This is a genomic window from Pseudoalteromonas sp. H105 (assembly GCF_001469215.1).
Classification (GTDB): Bacteria; Pseudomonadota; Gammaproteobacteria; order Enterobacterales; family Alteromonadaceae; genus Pseudoalteromonas.
In genome coordinates, this window is sequence record NZ_LOFH01000004.1 from 175,747 (window position 1) to 192,986 (window position 17,240).

General features: G+C 39.8%; 14 protein-coding genes. 5 read left to right on the forward strand and 9 right to left on the reverse strand.

Annotated features, from left to right (window positions below; translation table 11 throughout):
* The first annotated feature begins 1 nt into the window (after position 1).
* Both ATS75_RS08780 and ATS75_RS08785 read left to right on the forward strand, forming a co-directional pair.
* On the forward strand, positions 2 to 838 hold the full coding sequence (locus ATS75_RS08780) for an ABC transporter ATP-binding protein (RefSeq protein ID WP_058560075.1): 837 nt from the start codon (positions 2 to 4) through the stop codon (positions 836 to 838).
* The gene (locus ATS75_RS08785) at positions 835 to 2,082 is read left to right on the forward strand and encodes a hypothetical protein (RefSeq protein ID WP_058560076.1); all 1,248 of its coding nucleotides are present in this window, start codon (positions 835 to 837) and stop codon (positions 2,080 to 2,082) included. The genes ATS75_RS08780 and ATS75_RS08785 overlap by 4 nt, the downstream gene beginning before the upstream one ends.
* A 94-nt stretch (positions 2,083 to 2,176) precedes the next feature.
* Here the strand turns inward: ATS75_RS08785 and ATS75_RS08790 are convergent, their stop codons facing one another.
* The 6 genes from ATS75_RS08790 to ATS75_RS08815 all read right to left on the reverse strand — a co-directional run bounded on the left by ATS75_RS08790 (position 2,177) and on the right by ATS75_RS08815 (position 9,111).
* A complete protein-coding gene (locus tag ATS75_RS08790; protein WP_058560077.1) occupies positions 2,177 to 2,884 on the reverse strand; it encodes a TorF family putative porin in 708 nt (235 codons plus the stop codon).
* Positions 2,885 to 2,893: 9 nt separating this feature from the next.
* A complete protein-coding gene (locus tag ATS75_RS08795) occupies positions 2,894 to 4,111 on the reverse strand; it encodes a BCCT family transporter (RefSeq protein ID WP_058560078.1) in 1,218 nt (405 codons plus the stop codon).
* A 399-nt stretch (positions 4,112 to 4,510) separates the two neighbouring features.
* Positions 4,511 to 6,181: a choline dehydrogenase gene (betA, locus tag ATS75_RS08800; RefSeq protein ID WP_058560079.1), complete on the reverse strand. Its 1,671-nt coding sequence runs from the start codon at positions 6,179 to 6,181 to the stop codon at positions 4,511 to 4,513.
* Positions 6,181 to 7,644, reverse strand: a complete 1,464-nt coding sequence (gene betB / locus ATS75_RS08805) for a betaine-aldehyde dehydrogenase (RefSeq protein ID WP_058560080.1) — start codon at positions 7,642 to 7,644, stop codon at positions 6,181 to 6,183. The genes betA and betB overlap by 1 nt, the downstream gene beginning before the upstream one ends.
* Before the next feature lies 1 nt (position 7,645).
* A complete protein-coding gene (gene betI, locus ATS75_RS08810) occupies positions 7,646 to 8,236 on the reverse strand; it encodes a transcriptional regulator BetI (RefSeq protein WP_058560081.1) in 591 nt (196 codons plus the stop codon).
* 332 nt (positions 8,237 to 8,568) lie between these two features.
* Positions 8,569 to 9,111, reverse strand: a complete 543-nt coding sequence (locus ATS75_RS08815; protein WP_058560082.1) for a hypothetical protein — start codon at positions 9,109 to 9,111, stop codon at positions 8,569 to 8,571.
* 270 nt (positions 9,112 to 9,381) lie between these two features.
* On the opposite strand from ATS75_RS08815, the gene ATS75_RS08820 reads away from it, so the two are divergent.
* Positions 9,382 to 10,395, forward strand: coding sequence for a substrate-binding domain-containing protein (locus ATS75_RS08820; RefSeq protein WP_414858280.1), 1,014 nt, complete (start codon positions 9,382 to 9,384; stop codon positions 10,393 to 10,395).
* 96 nt (positions 10,396 to 10,491) lie between these two features.
* Here ATS75_RS08820 and ATS75_RS08825 read toward each other — a convergent pair whose 3' ends face one another.
* Positions 10,492 to 11,478, reverse strand: a complete 987-nt coding sequence (locus tag ATS75_RS08825) for a GGDEF domain-containing protein (RefSeq protein ID WP_161936892.1) — start codon at positions 11,476 to 11,478, stop codon at positions 10,492 to 10,494.
* 96 nt (positions 11,479 to 11,574) lie between these two features.
* Here ATS75_RS08825 and ATS75_RS08830 point away from each other — a divergent pair, with 96 nt between their 5' ends.
* On the forward strand, positions 11,575 to 12,696 hold the full coding sequence (locus ATS75_RS08830) for a linear amide C-N hydrolase (protein WP_058560084.1): 1,122 nt from the start codon (positions 11,575 to 11,577) through the stop codon (positions 12,694 to 12,696).
* A gap of 55 nt (positions 12,697 to 12,751) precedes the next feature.
* Here the strand turns inward: ATS75_RS08830 and ATS75_RS08835 are convergent, their stop codons facing one another.
* Together ATS75_RS08835 and ATS75_RS08840 are read right to left on the reverse strand one after the other, a co-directional pair.
* On the reverse strand, positions 12,752 to 13,747 hold the full coding sequence (locus ATS75_RS08835) for a GGDEF domain-containing protein (protein ID WP_058560085.1): 996 nt from the start codon (positions 13,745 to 13,747) through the stop codon (positions 12,752 to 12,754).
* Positions 13,748 to 13,810: 63 nt separating this feature from the next.
* A complete protein-coding gene (locus ATS75_RS08840) occupies positions 13,811 to 14,578 on the reverse strand; it encodes a substrate-binding periplasmic protein (RefSeq protein WP_235591162.1) in 768 nt (255 codons plus the stop codon).
* 489 nt (positions 14,579 to 15,067) lie between these two features.
* Between ATS75_RS08840 and ATS75_RS08845 the strand changes: the two genes are divergently transcribed.
* On the forward strand, positions 15,068 to 17,224 hold the full coding sequence (locus ATS75_RS08845; RefSeq protein WP_058560086.1) for an exonuclease domain-containing protein: 2,157 nt from the start codon (positions 15,068 to 15,070) through the stop codon (positions 17,222 to 17,224).
* The last annotated feature ends 16 nt before the right edge of the window (positions 17,225 to 17,240 follow it).

Below are 17,240 nucleotides of genomic sequence, written 5' to 3' on the forward strand. Positions count from 1 at the left end.
AATGACACAACCACTTCTTAGCTATAAAAATGTCTGTAAAAGCTATCAGCAACGTCAAATATTAAACAATGTAAATCTCGATATTGAACCCGGTATGGTGGTCGGTTTACTAGGGAAAAACGGAGCAGGTAAAACAACGTTATTGCGAAATGCGCTTGGGTTACTCACTCCTGAACAAGGCAGTGTTCACGTTTTTGGTGAAAAAAGTAATGAGTTAAGTGCCCATAATAAAACCAGAATTGGGTATGTCGCGCAACAAACCTTTGGCTATGAAGGTTTCAAAATTGCTGATGCCCTCGCCCTACACAGAAGTTTTTACCCTGATTGGGATGAGGTGTTAGAGAATAAGTGGCTAACACGTTTCGAGCTAAACCCTACTACTGCCATAAACGATTTATCGATAGGCCAACGCCAAACACTCGCGCTTATCATGGCTATGGCCTACCGTCCAAAGTTACTCATTTTAGACGAACCGGTTGCAAGCTTAGATCCCATCGCACGTCGTGAATTTATGGGCGATTTATTTGATTTGGCACTTGACTCTGATTCAGGAATTTTATTTTCATCACATATAACGTCTGATATCGAGCGCGTTGCCAGCCATATTGCATTGATAAAAGATGGCGAATTATTGATCATGGATGAACTTGATTTAATTCGTGATACGGTTAGAAAAGTTAGTTTTGCTGATTCTAGAGTCGATTTAAGCGCCTATAAAGTGCTCAACAAACAACCAAACAGCGCCATAATATATGGCTACACAGGCCAAGATATTGCAGGGAGTATCGCGATAAATGCACTCTCCCTTGAACAGCTATTTGTGGAGCTGCATGGATGAACCCTGCTAGTAATCGACCTTGGTATCAAGGTATAACCAGCCTATGGTTAAAAGAAGCTGGCTGCGCCAGTTATTTTATAGCAGCCCTTATATCTACTTTACTGTGCTTAGTCGCTATCGGGGTGGATGAAGAGCTACTCGAATTAATGATCATGTTCTCCACTATCAGTATGTACAGCGCTATTGCTTGGCAAAGCATAAAAATGCAAGCCACTGAATGGCAAGTATTAGTGCCTGATTATTGCAAACATGTAATGTTTCAAGGAAAGTTTTTTCTTGTCGTTAATAATATAATCGCTTTATCGAGTATTACCATTGCAGGTAATGCAGTCCTGCTAACAACACTGTGTGTAGCGAATCTACTTGGTATTATTATTTGGTTTTTAAATCGCTCGAATAGCCATTTATTTACAGCGATTTGTTATTTCTTCTTTCTAATTAGCATACTTATCTGTGTATTAATCGACCAGCTATCACTTTGGCTAGCACCCATTTGCGCGCTTGGTTTTATTGGTATTGTTTTGGCACATAAAACGTTTACCAATGCATACCGTTGGCACTCAGACTCCTTGGCTAACTACCGCCAAGGCCTTCAGTCTGGTTGGTCACCCATACCCAGCGGTTTTCTGTCTAATTACGGTAACGCAATAAACAAACAGCTCTTCCCACTCAGCTACTTTGTTGGCGCAAGTTTATCGCAATACTTGATACTCATTGCCATTTTTTGTGGCATGGCTGTCACGGTGAATCTGTTTATTAATATTATCGAGCATGCCGTTTTTATATTAACTTTACTCTTATTTACTATCGTGACATTGAGTCTATGGAGTAAAATTCAAAAGCAAAACTCATGGGAGCTATTATTCACTCTGCCTATTTATAACTCCAGTTACAGCGCAAAAGTAGCGCTGAGTCACAGTGCATTTAAGTTAGCCATTATGATCGCCGCCCTGTTTTTTATTACAGTGTTGGCACTCGTCATACCGCATCAGGAGTTATTTTTATTCAACATATTAGGTTATGCTTTAGCCTGTGCGAGTGGCGTATTGTTTAGCTTTGCAATCAGTAATGTCTGTAAAAACATTAATCTACTGGGTGTATTTCTTTGCTTATCGTTTGGTTTTAATATGGGGTTAGTGAACTATATATTCGACCATGGCGATAGCTTACTTGTACTAGTTTTAGTAAGTCTATACACCGTGTTAATGGCTGGATTAAACCGCTTTACTGTTAGATATATTTAGTCGATAACACGCGCTTAAATGAGCGTGGTAAAAGATAAAAAAACGGCCATATCATATGGCCGTTTTGGTGCTTAAACAAAATAATCTAAAGCGCTTACAGTGAGAAAGTGCGGCCTATTGAAAGCACAATTCGCTCGTCTGCCGTATCCCAATCTAAACTCGTGTTTTCACCCGCTATTTCAATATCAAAACCCGCTAGGCTTGTTTGATACGCTAAGCGATAGTGGTTGTATGATTTACCATCTGTATCCCACGCAAACTTATCGCCATCAAGTGAGTTTGAAATATCAAAACTAGCGCGCAGTGCATGATTAGGTGCAAGTTCAATTGTGTGAGCAACCATAGAAATCACATGCCCAGCACCAGTACCAAAGTAGTCCCAGCTGTACCAAAAGTTAAGTTCTGTTTGACCTAAATCGCTGGCATAACCAAACTTAGTGTAAGCTTCAAAATAGTTACCATCGCTTGAATTGCTTTGTCCATGGTAGCTGTAGTAAGCCAAACCATAATCAACGCTTAGCGCATCATTTAACTGTGCGTAACGACCAAAATAGGCATCCCATTCAATGTTGGTATCATCACCAAAATCAACGTTTGATGCCCATGTACCTGCGTACATACCTGAGTCACCAAATGAGTAATCAAGGCTACCTTGAATTGCAGGATCGTTTTGGGTTTGGCTTACACCATTAAACGTATAATCTGATACGCCTGTAATAGTTGTTGACCAATCAGCTAGTGCAGATGCTGAAAAAAGAGCGAATGGTAGTGCAACTGCAAGTAATGTTTTTTGTGTTGTCATGTTTATTCCTTAGCTTACTGATTCAATTTTTGTATAGTCAATTTTGTTATCTTTTGGTGAGCTATCGATATTGCTCACCGTCTTAAACTTGCTGTATGCAATAAACCCTGCACAACTAAAGAATAATGCAATCACAAGCGCACCAACCCACTGTATTTGCAAAAAGTTTAGTTTAAATAATAAAGTTAGCAATGAAAGAGCCACTACATTTAGAACAATGTAGTTAAATTTACCCAAACGTTTCACCGTCATGTTTAAGTTATCTGTATATAAGCGTACGAGTGAATCCAATGAATTGATAACAAAAACAACGCCGACAAATACCATCGCAATATTTCTAATACCTTGCGTAGGGATACCCGCTTCATGGTAGTGATAAAGCACACCGAACCAAATCGCGATTGGAATTGAAGGGAAAATCAACATGGCACCAAGTACTTGATAAGTTTTCAGTCCGCCGACAAAACGAGAAGTAAATTGGCCAATCATGATGCTCCACGCAAACCACCAGAAAAGGTAAAATTCATGGTAATCATTCAGCGGTAAAATAAACTCGTTAATATTACCAAAGTAGCTGCCTATTAATGCGAGGTTATTGGTAAAGTCTGACACTTGACCATTATCACCCATGAATGCACCAACCCACATAAAGCCTATCAAAGCAATAAATAGCCATGTCGTCGAGATACTTAAAAAACGCACATATTTAATATCAGTGCTTGAATAAACAGCAAAGCAAATAGCAGCAAATACAATGAGGTAGAACGAAGGAATAATTGACTCGCCATCACCTAACGCGGGTAAATACCAAGGTAAGTTTGAGAGCAATAAGAAAGCAGTAAATGCACATGTACCAATAATAACGACATTATTGATTAATTTAACCCAAGGAATTTCAAAGAATTTCACTTTAGGTTCTATTACACAGAAATAAAAGCACGTAAGGAAATAAAATCCCCAGATCAGAAAGCCCCAATAACCAAACTCAATGGCCATTGGATTGGCAAACGCATATTCTGGGCTTGCTTTTATGTCTGCATAACCTGCAAACTCAGTCAGTGGAAACATAATCAAGCCAACGTCTAAGCCTGATGTAAATAAGATTGCGATAAAGGTAAATGTTCTAACAGGTGTGACACCTACACACTTCACATTTCCCCATTTTACTAATATTGCGATAATTGCCAGTAGGGTAAAAATAATGCCAGCACTAAGCCATAAGGTCATAATTTGCCCCCCAAAATAAATGATAATATGTCATTTTTTCTCCGTGTGTTTTATCTCGCATTAACGCACCACAAACAACTTATGGTGCGCGCCACTGCAAGCCCCAAGACACAACATGTGTCTCAGGTGACATTGATACCCAAACCACCTCAAGAAGCGAGTTTCAGTTGGAATTAAAAGCGATTTAGGCAAGGCATTGATTGCAAGTAATAGTGGTTCTATTGTTAAAATCAATAACGCAGTATAAATCGCTTTTAAACCAACCCTTTGGGCGTTTCACAGGCACTTACTCTCATCGTTCTTACTTCTTAAAAGGGACTGCCATTCTTGCAAAGTAACGCCTTGATATTAAGCACCTATGAAACGCTGAATTCTGCTTCTTGAGGTAGTTTGGGTATTTTATATCTCCGAGCTACGCTGCTTTGTTTGCCATTGTGAATCGATGGCAACCGCTGCATGCGATTTACTAAGTGGTGGCTTACCTAAAATTAAGTCAGCCGCTTTTTCTGCCACCATAATGGTTGGCGCATTTAAATTACCGTTTGGCACTGTAGGGAAAATAGATGAATCCACCACTCGTAGCCCTTCAATACCATGAACTTGTGTATTTGAGTTCACCACTGCCAGCTCATCTTCACCCATTTTGCATGAACATGACGGATGGTAAGCACTCTCAACCGCTTGACGGACAAACGCATCTATTTGCTCGTCGGTTTGAATATCTTTGCCCGGCTGAATTTCATCATCGCGGTAGTCATCAAACGCGCTTTGCTCAATAATTTCACGGGTTAAACGTACGCACGCTCTAAATCCTTCAATATCGTCTTGATGCTGTAAGTAGTTAAACTGAATTTTTGGCGCAACTTTAGGATCTGCCGACTGTATTGTTACTGCTCCGCGGCTTTTAGGCTTGTTATGGCCTACATGCACTTGGAAACCATGTCCGTCAAAAGCACTTTTACCATCATAGCGAATCGCTGCGGGCAAAAAGTGATACTGAATATCAGGCCATTCAATGCCTGGTTTTGAGCGAATAAACGCACATGATTCAAAATGATTGGTTGCACCTAAGCCACTGCGATTCAATAACCAACGCGCACCAATGAGGCCTTTAGACACAAGCCCAAGTTTGCCGTTCAAGGTAATAGGTTGCTTGCACTTGTATTGAAAATAAAACTCTAAGTGATCTTGCAGGTTTTGCCCCACACCCGGTAGATGGTGTTTCACTTCAACGCCAGCAGCTGCAAGCGTTTCACTATCACCTATGCCTGAAAGCTGCAATAAGTGCGGCGACCCAATAGGCCCTGCACTTAACACCACATCTTTACTGGCAAATACTTGGTGTTTTTTACCATTGATGCTGTATTCAACACCCGTGGCTTTTTTACCTTCAAGTAAGACTTTCTCAGCCAACGCCCCGGTCACTACTTTAAGATTACGGCGCGCTTTAACTGGATCAAGATACTCACGACTTGCCGAGCTTCGCACGCCATCTTTTACAGTCATGTGCATTGGCCCAAAGCCTTCTTGCTGACCTGCATTGTAATCGTCAGTAACCGCATAACCTGCTTGCTGACCCGCATTAATAAAGGCTTTGTACAATGGATTAGCCATTTCATTACCGTTATTAACGCCCAGCGGGCCGTTACCGCCACGGTATTCATTTTTACCTAAATAAAAGGTTTCGGCTTTTTGAAAATACGGCAAGCATGATTGGTAATTCCAATTCTCGGCACCATGTTGTTGCCACTCGTCAAAATCTTTTGCGTGGCCGCGTACATACACCATGCCATTGATAGAAGATGAGCCACCTAATACTTTACCGCGTGGACAATGCATTTCGCGGTTATCTAAAAACGGTTCAGCTTGGGTATGAAACTGCCACGCGTATTTATCAGTGTTCATCGGAATAGACAGCGCCGTGGGCATTTTAATAAAAATGCTTTTATCACTGCCGCCCGTTTCTAATAGCAATACGCGATTACTGCTATCTTCTGATAATCGATTCGCCAGTACGCACCCAGCTGAGCCTGCACCAACTATGATGTAATCATATGTTTGTGCACTCATTAAAATGGGCTCTCTATATCAGTCATACCAACATAAATTGATTTAGTTTGAGTATAGTGTTCAAGTGTTTCGATACCGTTTTCACGACCAATACCCGATTGCTTATAACCCCCTACTGGCATTTCAGCCGGTGAATTACCGTAACTGTTGATCCAACAAATACCGGCTTGTAATTGATGAATAACACGGTGTGCGCGTTTAATATCTTTAGTAAATACACCTGCCGCTAAGCCTAAATGGGTATCGTTAGCACGGCGAATAGCGTCATCTTCATCATCAAATACCAATACGCTCATCACTGGGCCAAAAATTTCTTCTTTAACGATAGTCATGTCGTCGGTGCAATCGGTAAATACCGTAGGCGCGACAAAGTAACCATTTGGTGCAGAGTCAGGTTTAAGTGCTTTACCACCAGTAAGCAGCGTTGCGCCTTCACTAATGCCCTTATCAATGTAGCCCATTACTAAGTCGTGATGATTTTTTGAAATAAGCGCACCTAAGTTAACCTCAGAGTTCATTGGGTCGCCGGCAATAATGTTTTGCTCAGTCCGCGTTTTCAGCTCATCAATAAATTGCTGATAGACATTTTTATGTACATAAATACGTGTGCAGTTAGTGCAAATTTCGCCTTGAGTATAAAAATTACCCAGCATAGCTGCGCTTACCGCTTGCGAAATATCAGCATCATCAAATACTAATAGTGGCGATTTTCCACCAAGCTCCATTGTCACATCTTTAAGCGAGCCTGCGGCACTGGCCACCACCTTTTTACCTGTGCCGACTTCACCGGTAAACGATACCTTTTCTATATCAGCATGTTGCGTTAACCACTGACCGACCTCAGCCGCCCCCTGCACAACATTAAATACCCCAGCAGGAACACCCGCTTCGATAAATATCTCCGCTAATTTAATTGCACCAAGTGGTGTTTCTTCAGAAGGTTTAAAAATAAGTGCATTCCCTGCAGCAAGCGCTGGGCCTGATTTCCAACAAGCAATTTGCAGAGGGTAGTTCCAAGCACCAATACCAGCGCAAATACCTAATGGCTCTTTGCGGGTATAATAAAAATCTTCGCCGACCATTTGTTGTTGACCCACTTGCGCAGGGGCAAGGCCTGCAAAGTACTCAATAACATCTGCGCCAGTTTGTACATCAACACACTCGGCTTCTTGCCACGGTTTACCTGTATCAAGCACTTCGATTTTTGCTAACTCATCGTTGCGTGCGCGCAATAACTCAACCGCTTTTAATAAAATACGGCTACGCTCGATAGGCGCCATTGCTGACCACGTTGCAAACCCTTGTTTAGCACTTTCAATAGCGGCATTTTGGACAAACGCATCGGCGACTTCTACGTGGTAAATAACTTCATCGGTGGCAGGATTCTTAACTGCGAATGTCTCACCACTTTGATTTTTTAAAAAATGACCGTTGATAAAATTTTGATAAACAGGCGTTGTCACATTAAGCTCCGTACTGTTTGATAAGTGAATTTACATAGCCTTTGGCTAAGCGCTCGCAATGTTCAAATTGATCTTCATCTGACTTACTCAACACCGCTCTTAGCCAAAGCCCGTCAATCATCGCTGCACATAGTTCAGCGGCAAGCTTGGCATCCGCATTGTTCATTAATTGTTTGAATGAACTCGTTAAATTGCTTAACAGGCGTCGGCTATTTACGTTTTGCAAGCGGTGTAACTGCGCGTCATGCATTGATTGCGCCCAAAAACTTAACCACGTTTTAGTGGTGTCGCTTTGTAGCTGTAAGCGAGCAAAATTTGCCTCAACAATAAACATCAAGCGTTGCTGTGCTGTTGTTGTGGCGGTTACACGATTAATAAGTTCATGTTTCAAGTTGGTAAGTAAATAGCGCACAGTGGCTTCAATCAACCCCTGCTTACCGCCAAAGTAATGACTAATAATGCCAGACGACATGCCCGCCTTTTTACTAATGCTATTAATCGTTGTACTTTGTAAACCACGTTCAGCTACCGACTCAATCGTGGCGTCAATTAGCTGCTGACGACGGACAGGTTCCATTCCAACTTTAGGCATAATTTTTATTAATTGATCGTTCAATAAAAATAAATACTAAAGTAATAGAACTGATAATTCAAGGTTGACACATTGTGAAAAATCAAAATCAGGCTAGTCCAAATATGGCTAACCTGCTGTTATAATGCAGCTAATAGAGATATAAAAAATAGATGAAAATAATTATTAAAAGCTGTAATTTTCAGTGAAATGTTTATATTTTCGTGGATTTTCGAACACATTGCACAGGAGGGGGTGATACAAAACTGAGGCTTAATTAAGGATTAAAGCGGGTAATAAGTCGGACGATGAGGCTCTAGTTGAACAAGAGCACTCACATGTGATCGTATCGTTTACTCACCCATATGTTTACTTTTTTTCAATACAGCGTTTAATTCATTTAGTGCAGCCACAGAAAACCCACGATCATAAAAGTAAAGAATTTTTCCTGCTTTATCTATCAGTACAACACGGCAATTATTTGGACTTTCATTGCCTGTAAAAGCTTGTACCTTCTCACCATCTTTATAGATGGTGATTACGCCCCCCCATAACTCTTTGGGTATACCTTTGCGCATGCCGTTATCAATAAAAGTGCTAAACATACGCGGTGCCATCCCTTGAATTGTAGGTAATTCATAAGCAGGAATTGTGACCCCTGTCATATCTAAACCGATTAGCCATCTGTCGATATCAAATTGACTATTTTGCTTATAACCAATTAACAACAATGAATGTTCATCATTAAAATCATCAGGGATCACAACGTCTTCTTTGGTTAAGCTTTCACCGCTTACTGTTGGGAATTGTTTGCCTAGCAGTATTTGATTAGGGTATTGATTTGAACAACCAAACAAAAAAACAGCAAGGAGAACAGAAGTTAATGTTTTGAACATCGCCTTTTTACCTTTTAATTAATATTATTATGAGAAGTACTGATATTTTACGTACATTACTCTTTATCCGATCCCTCTTGTTAGTGTTATCAAATAAAAAATAATCAACGCTATTTTAGTAAACCGATTAGCCAACAATACAATGAAACCTTTAGCGCTATTAATGCCACAAATGTAACTATAACGTTAACAACCAAGTAACTTCGTGCTAGTCTTTGTTTATATCATCTATTTTATATCTAATATGCTTTACTTAAGGGGTTGTTACCTTTGCTATTTACAAAACCCACGCACCATCATAATTCAAAAATAATCCTTTTCATTCTCTTTGCTCTAGCGTGCTTACCACTGCTAGTACACGCAAAATTTGTTATTGGGATAGTTGGAAAAACAAAAAACGATAGCTTTTATATACAATCATACAAAGGCTGTATGGCATTTGCTGAGGCTCATCCTGAAGTAACCTGCCTATATGATGGGCCTGATGACTATCAAGATATTCGCACGCAAGCTTTAATTATTAACGACATGGTAAAAAAGGGGATAGATGGCTTGTTAGTTGCTACGACTGACTCAGACTATTTAGTCAATCGTGCTCTAAAGAATCTGTACGAAAAAAAGATTCCTGTGATCACTTTTGATTCTGACCTACTACCAAAAGATAATCAGTATCGACTGGCTTATGTGGGTACTAATAACTTTGATTTTGGTGTGGCACTGGGCAATCAAGTGAAACTATTGATTAATAATGATAACAAAAACATCTGTATTCAATCAGGCCATGAGACGACACCTAATTTAAACGAACGCATTGCTGGTGTAAGGTTTGCTCTTTCAGGGCAAAGTACGCAGCGTTTGTCGGGTGAAAACGGCTGGAAAGAGTTTAGCCGCTGCCCACTGTATAGCTTAGGTAAAAGAGATACCTCTCTTGAACAAGTTACCAATTTATTGAAAATAAAACGGCCGCCTGCTTTTTTAGCCGTTGCCGGGTTTGCGCAGTTTAACCCACACTACATAGAGACACTGACCCCATACAAAAATGCAATAGCATCAAAAGAAGTGATTATTGTGTCAGCAGATACGGAGACAACGCAGTTAGAAGCATTGAATCAAGGGCTATCATCTTCAAATATTGGGCAAAACCCATTTGAAATGGGCCGCTTAAGTGCAGAGTTAATGTACAACTACATTGCTAATAATAAGAAACCTGAACAACCTTTTTACTACTTAGATTTCCACTATTGTAACAAAAACAATGTAGATACATGCACAATAAACTATTAAGTGCTAAAACACTGTGAAGGTGAGACCGATTTTATGTCAGTATCACACAGAGGTATAATATTAACGCTTCGCAATAACACCTCATTAATCCATTAATTATTTATACACCACACAGTTACGACCGCTTTCTTTTGCTAGGTAAAGATTTACATCTGCTGCTTTTAGTAATTCGGAAATGCCGGCATCCGTTGCTGTCGATACGCCAATACTGACTGTCACACCGATATCGTCTTTGCCGTGGGTAACGTATTGAGCCGCTACTTTCTCTCTAATCTCTTCAGCCTTAATAATGGCTTGATCAGCGCTGATATTTTCCATCAAAACACAAAACTCCTCACCGCCAATTCGAAACACACTGTTTTTATCGATAACAGACGTTAAAGTTTGCGCTATTTTTTTTAGTACTTCATCACCAAATGGGTGCCCATATGAATCATTAATATTCTTAAAAAAATCAATATCTAAGAGAGCTAAACTCACGGGGTTGCCTGTATTTAATTGGGAATAGGTTTTAGTTAAGCTCAGTCTATTAAAGCACCCTGTGAGGGGATCTTTTAATGCAAGTGTCCGCAGTGCGATTTCTGAGTTTGCGCGCGACGTCTCATATGCATGCGATACTCCCCAAACCAAGAAGTAACTAAAAATGAAATTTATCAATGGTGATGTATAAAACGCATCCATTTTAAAGTAAATAATCAAGGTTTGGGCTAAAAAGTAAACACCACTTAAAACAACCCCAAGCTGTTTGCCTAATAACAGATAAAATATAATTGGTAGAGTGAGCGCCCAGATTAAAAGATATGACACAAGTGGTGCCATATACGAGCCACTTATAACCAACCCAATAAATGAATATACATACAATTGTTTTGACCAGTGCAAGCTTTCTGTTCTACTGGCATTGAAGTACAAAGCAAGCGAGCACAGCCCGTAAAGACATTGTATCCCTCCATAGATAAAATGTTGTCCAATAAAAGCATTAAGAAGCCCTACACTCAAAGCAATAAAAAAAGTGACACTTGCCATCCCCTTAATTACTTTTAATCTGAGCCTTAGCGTGTAATCAAGATCAAACGTTTCCATAACGGTCATTTTAAACGGTCTTTATATGCGTTGTATTAATAAATCAATTAGATAACATAGGGACAAAACAATCCAGAAAATAATAGGATAACTTACATGTGTACACGTATTTTTAACAGTCTAAACGCAGACTTTCCAATAACAGCCAGAAATATGGATTGGTTTGCAGCCGTAAATGCTTATTTATACACTTTCCCTAAAGGACTTCAACGTATTGGCTTCATACCTAAAGACACTGACCAGTTTAAAGTTCCTGTAAAACAAATACTCAAGTGGGAGTCAGAGTATTCAAGCATCGCCACCCTAATGGGAGATAAAGAAATGGCAACCGCTGATGGCATGAATTCAGCAGGCCTGGTGGTTAATGCCTTATATGATACAGGCGCTGATTACACTCCTATACGCCAACAAAGCGACGCGCATCTACCTGATACAGAAAACAATGAGCACTCCCCCCTTCAAGAAGGTAAAAAAGTGTTGAGTGTGCTTAATTGGGCTCAGTTTACACTCGATAAATTTGAATCAGTAAAAACAGCGGCACAATATTTCAGGAAACAAGAAATTCAAATTGTTGAAGAAGATGTGCCTGATGGCCTAGGGAAATCAACCCCAGCGTCACTTCATCTTTGTTTATCAGACAAAACGGGCAACTCAGCCATCATTGAAGTGAATAACAACCAATTTGTGGTATATGAAAGCGAAAAATTCAAAGTGGCAACCAATGAACCAAATTACAAAACACAATTAGAAATAAATCAATATTGGCAGTATACGTGGGGCAAAGGTGAAACACCTAACCCTCGACCTCTTTACACTGTCCCTGGTGGCGTTTCTTCTACTCAAAACTTTGAACGTGCCTCTTTTTATATTTCACTGAGCGAATCCGTTGACTCACTTATAAAAGCCGTATCGCAAACACGCTCAATGGTTGCAGCGTGTGCTGTGCCACATGGATTTAACCCACGAAGTGCAAGTATTAGCTCTAGCACTATTTGGTCTAACATTAGCGATCAAGCAAGCAAGACATATTATTTCTTAAATATGTGTAACATGGCACAAGTTTGGCTGGATTTTTCAACTGAAATCACAACATGCCAACGCGTTCAAGTAATGGCACTTGAAGGTGAAGAACTGATAGAGAAGCCACCTATATTTGGTAACTTAAACGGCAAGTGCTCAATCACCAGCGATCCGTTCGCAAGAGCTGAAAAAGCGTAGTCATTGACATCTATTAGATAACATTAGATTTGCGCTAGTGTTATCTCGTTCATGCTCAGCGATGACTGCACGCAATAACCTTATTGCGCCCTCTATTTTTAGCTAAATACAGATTAGCATCTGATTGTTTTAACCAATCTCGCCAATGTGCATTGTTAAATAGTTCGCACACACCAATACTCACGGTTAATGCTCGTTCAGGGAGTAATTTACTCCTTTGAACATGAGTGCGTATCTCTTCAGCCACTTGGATTGCTTTATGTTCATCAGCACCGTGTAATAAAATTAAAAACTCTTCTCCGCCCAAGCGAAATGACATATCAGGACTGCTTAAATGCATGTGCATTATAGTTGCAAATTCTTTTAAAACATCATCACCTACGTCATGCCCATATTGGTCATTGACCTTTTTAAAGTAATCTAGATCCAACATTAAAATAGACATAGGTGTTTTTTCTGAATAATGTAAGTTGATGGCATTTTGTAAAGAGTCGCCAAGTAAAAAGCGATTATGTAGACCCGTTAATACATCCGTTATAGATAAAGTATGTAACTGGCTATGTTGTCGGGCAATTTCTTTAAGCGTTAAATATGCGAAAATACTAATGCTGATTAAAACAGCATAAAAACGAGCAAACACTTCGGGCGATAAATTGTACCAACCGAATGGCAAGATCATAGCTAGATAAGCAATATTCGCTAATCGTGCTAAATGCAGTGGCAAAACAAAATAACATGTTAATACCGCAGGGTATGCCCAAAATGATGCCGTTACCCCCCAAACATTAATGGCAACAACTGAACAACTAGCCATTATTGGCATTGTTGCAAATAAATTTAACGCCAGGCTATACCTTCCTTTAAAACACATTACGGCATTTATCGTGCAAAATAAAATAGCGATGATCCCTAAAAACCCCATGCCATTTTTTATCACATAAAAATCATAGACAGTAAAAGGAACTATAGCTATTACGCTCACCAGAGACACATTTAAGGCTGACTTCAAAAGAAACTCAGGCTGCTTAGGAGGATCGTTTAATGAATTCATATAGGATGTCACTCAAATAAAAGCGTATAGCCAACACCTTCCACTCAGAAAAAAAGTATCTGTTTACTCTAAGTCGTATTTTTTTAAAATAGCGGTCAACTTTCCTGATTTTTTGATCGATGAAAGTGCTTTTTCAAATATTTTTAGCTGCGATTTTGACACCGACGCTTTGCTAAACGCAAAATAAACATCTTCAGAATTAATGACTAGTGGACTAATGGCAACCTTCATAAAGTCAGGGTTGTTTTGCACTTGATAAATGATGTTATATTTTTCTTCTAAAAAGCCTGAGATACGCCCGTTACGTAACAAGTCGAGCTTTAATTGGTTGTCTGGCACGTAAATAAATCGCTCATCTGTATCTCGTTCTTCTATGAAACGCTGTTCAAATATATTGCCATAGTAGGCTCCACGCTGAATAGCTATCGGTGCATCAAGCTCAAATAAGCTGCTTATAGAGTCAAGAAAGTAAACACGCTCTGCATTCATCGCAAAAACAATATTCTCTTGCCTTTGAGGCCCAATAAAATAAGCAAAACGCATTCGCTGTGCCGTTTTCGACACACTAAGCATTAGATCGACCTCGCCAGTTTCGAGCATTTTTAATGAACGCCCCCAAGGAACACTGACAAAACGGTACGTACAACCTGCTTCATCAAGCAATGCTTTCGCAAAATCAACATCCTGACCATGCCATGTTAGTTCTTCATCTTGATGCGACTGGGCAGCATAATTTTCAAAACGAACGACAAGATGACAATTGATCTCAGAGGCATAACTTACACTACTAAACATCATGCAGAACAACACAATAATAATAAAATACTTCACGTAATGTGCTCTTAAAAAAAGCGATTATATAAGTTTAGTTTATTAATTCAGTCCTGCCACTTATAAACTCAGACGGCCTCAGACTACATATTTTCTGGGGTTGAAGATGATTTAGGGTATTGATGGGTGAATACCTAAATAATGCGAAGCTTTAATACGGCTCATGTTTATCTACCCTAAAAAGGTGTTACAAAAGGAACGGTCAAGGAAATAACTTTTCCATCACGACAATAAATGGATTGCTAAATAAAAAGCCAATTTCACAAGCGTATTCGACGCACACTAGGATCTGTTGACCTTTGCGGATTAAAATTCGTTCAAACTAGGAGCTATTTAATCGCAGCACGAGGTGTGTAACTTTAAAAGGTCAACAGGCCCTAATAAAAATAAATGATGACTCGGGCTATATAAACAATTTATTGAGGTTGATTACTCAAAAAAAATGCTAGATACTGTTTATATATACAGCTAAATTGGGTTGTTACCGTAATGAAAAAAGAGCTACCAGCAAAGTATTACTTGGCTCACTTTAAAGAGCTGCTCACCTTTATAAATACGCAATGTGGGCATTTATTACAACAAACACACACTGACTTTATCAATAAAGTAAACCAACTCAACGAGCAAGCTCAATGCATGCTTGCGCGTATTTATTCCCGTAAACCTTGCTTTGTAGCTATAAATACACTTACTTACGATGAAATAGATAACCCAACACAGGCGATTACAGCGTTAATGCATGCGGGTCTTGTTACACACCCTACTCATAATGACTATCAAGCACTACTAAGCCACTTAACTAAACCGGCATTACTTGAGCTACTAGCACCATTTTCGGCGACAGTGAGTATTAAAAAAAGTGCTGCCAAAGCGATATTAGTAAACCAAGCTTGTGATTTTTTTGCGAGCAAACGTGAGTATCTAACCCCTTTATATAGCCAATTTATTGTTAACAACCGCGCTGATATTTATGAATACTTTGAGTTTTTATACATTGGCCGCTTAAGTGGTGGCGATATTAATCATCAAAATAGTTTTGTGCTGCGTGATTTAGGCGTGAGAGCAACAAGACAAAGCCATAATCAAAGCTTAGCAAGATTTGATACTTTGGGTGAAGCAAAGTCAAATTATGCGTTAAACCGCGCTCGCTTGGCATTTAAAAATATAACAACTGACGAGCAATACCAAGGCTTAGCTCACGAGGTTATTGCGCAAGAAGCACAAGGCACACTGGCAATAAACCTTAAAAACAAGCTGTTACTGAGGCTCTATCAACAACTAAAAAAAATAGATCCTGCGCTGAGTTTTAATGTTTTAAATGCCTGTAAAGACAGCCCTGAAGCCGAAGAAATACAAATACGCGAGCAATATCGCCAAGGTAATAAAGACTGGGTAAAAACCCAGCTTGAAGCCATTATTGAAGATCCACTGACCGATGACCTGCTCTATTTTGCTGATGATTTCCTAATGCGTAAATTTAACAAGCGAACTCGATCTCGTTTAAGCGCTATGCTTGCGGATACACAGTGTGTGGTTGAAATAGATGAAATTTATCGCGGCGATGTAGAGCACGGTGTCGCTGCGCACTATGAGCAACAAGGCTTAACGGTTTATAATACTGAAAACGCACTGTGGCAGAGCCTGTTTGGGTTAGTATTTTGGCATGAACTTTATATTGAAACGCCCACCCCGCCGTGCAATGAATTTGATCTATTTCCACATGCACTTAAAACCGATACTTTTTATCAAAACCAACATACGCAAATTGATGCGCTATTAGCCACATGCCACACAGCCGATGATTTATTAAAACATGTGTGTAAACAGGTTGCCCTGTATTTTGAACAGCCAAACGGTTTGTTTCGCTGGCACAGTGAAGTGTTAAAACCATTAGAAGTACTTATATTACATAGCCCATTAGATGCACTTAAAGCGCACTTAAAAGCCATGAGTCAGGGTTTTATGCAGCTTAAAGACGGCTACCCAGACTTAATGGTACTCTCAGGTAATACCGTGCACTTTGAAGAAGTTAAAGCACCGGGTGATAAACTCAGGCGTAACCAGTTAACCACCATCGACAACCTAAAAAACTCAGGATTCAACGTACACATTGCAGCCGTTAATTGGGTTAATGATCCAAACCGCATTTACAGTGTGGTCGACATTGAAACAACGGGCAGTTTAAAAGGCGGAAATAGAATCACCGAGATAGGCCTTGTTAAAATACAGCACGGCAAAGTGATCGATACTTGGTCAACACTGGTTAACCCACAAATGCGCATACCAAAATTTATTGTCTCGCTAACGGGTATTACCGATACCATGGTAGCGACAGCCCCCCGCTTTTGCGAAGTAGCTGATACGCTGCTGCATAAATTACAAGGCAGTATTTTTGTCGCTCATAATGTTAACTTTGATTACGGCTTTATCCGCAAAGAGTACGAAATGGCAGGAGTTTATTTTAAAATGCCAAAGCTGTGTACGGTTGTCGAGTCACGTAAAGCGTTTCCTGGTCTTAAATCGTACTCTTTAGGTAACTTATCTAAGCACTTTGAATTAGCGCTGACTAATCATCACCGTGCCCTAGCCGATGCCACAGCAACCGCAGAATTACTTTTACTTATAAAAGCACAACAGTCACGCTAAATCCATTTATCAAAGC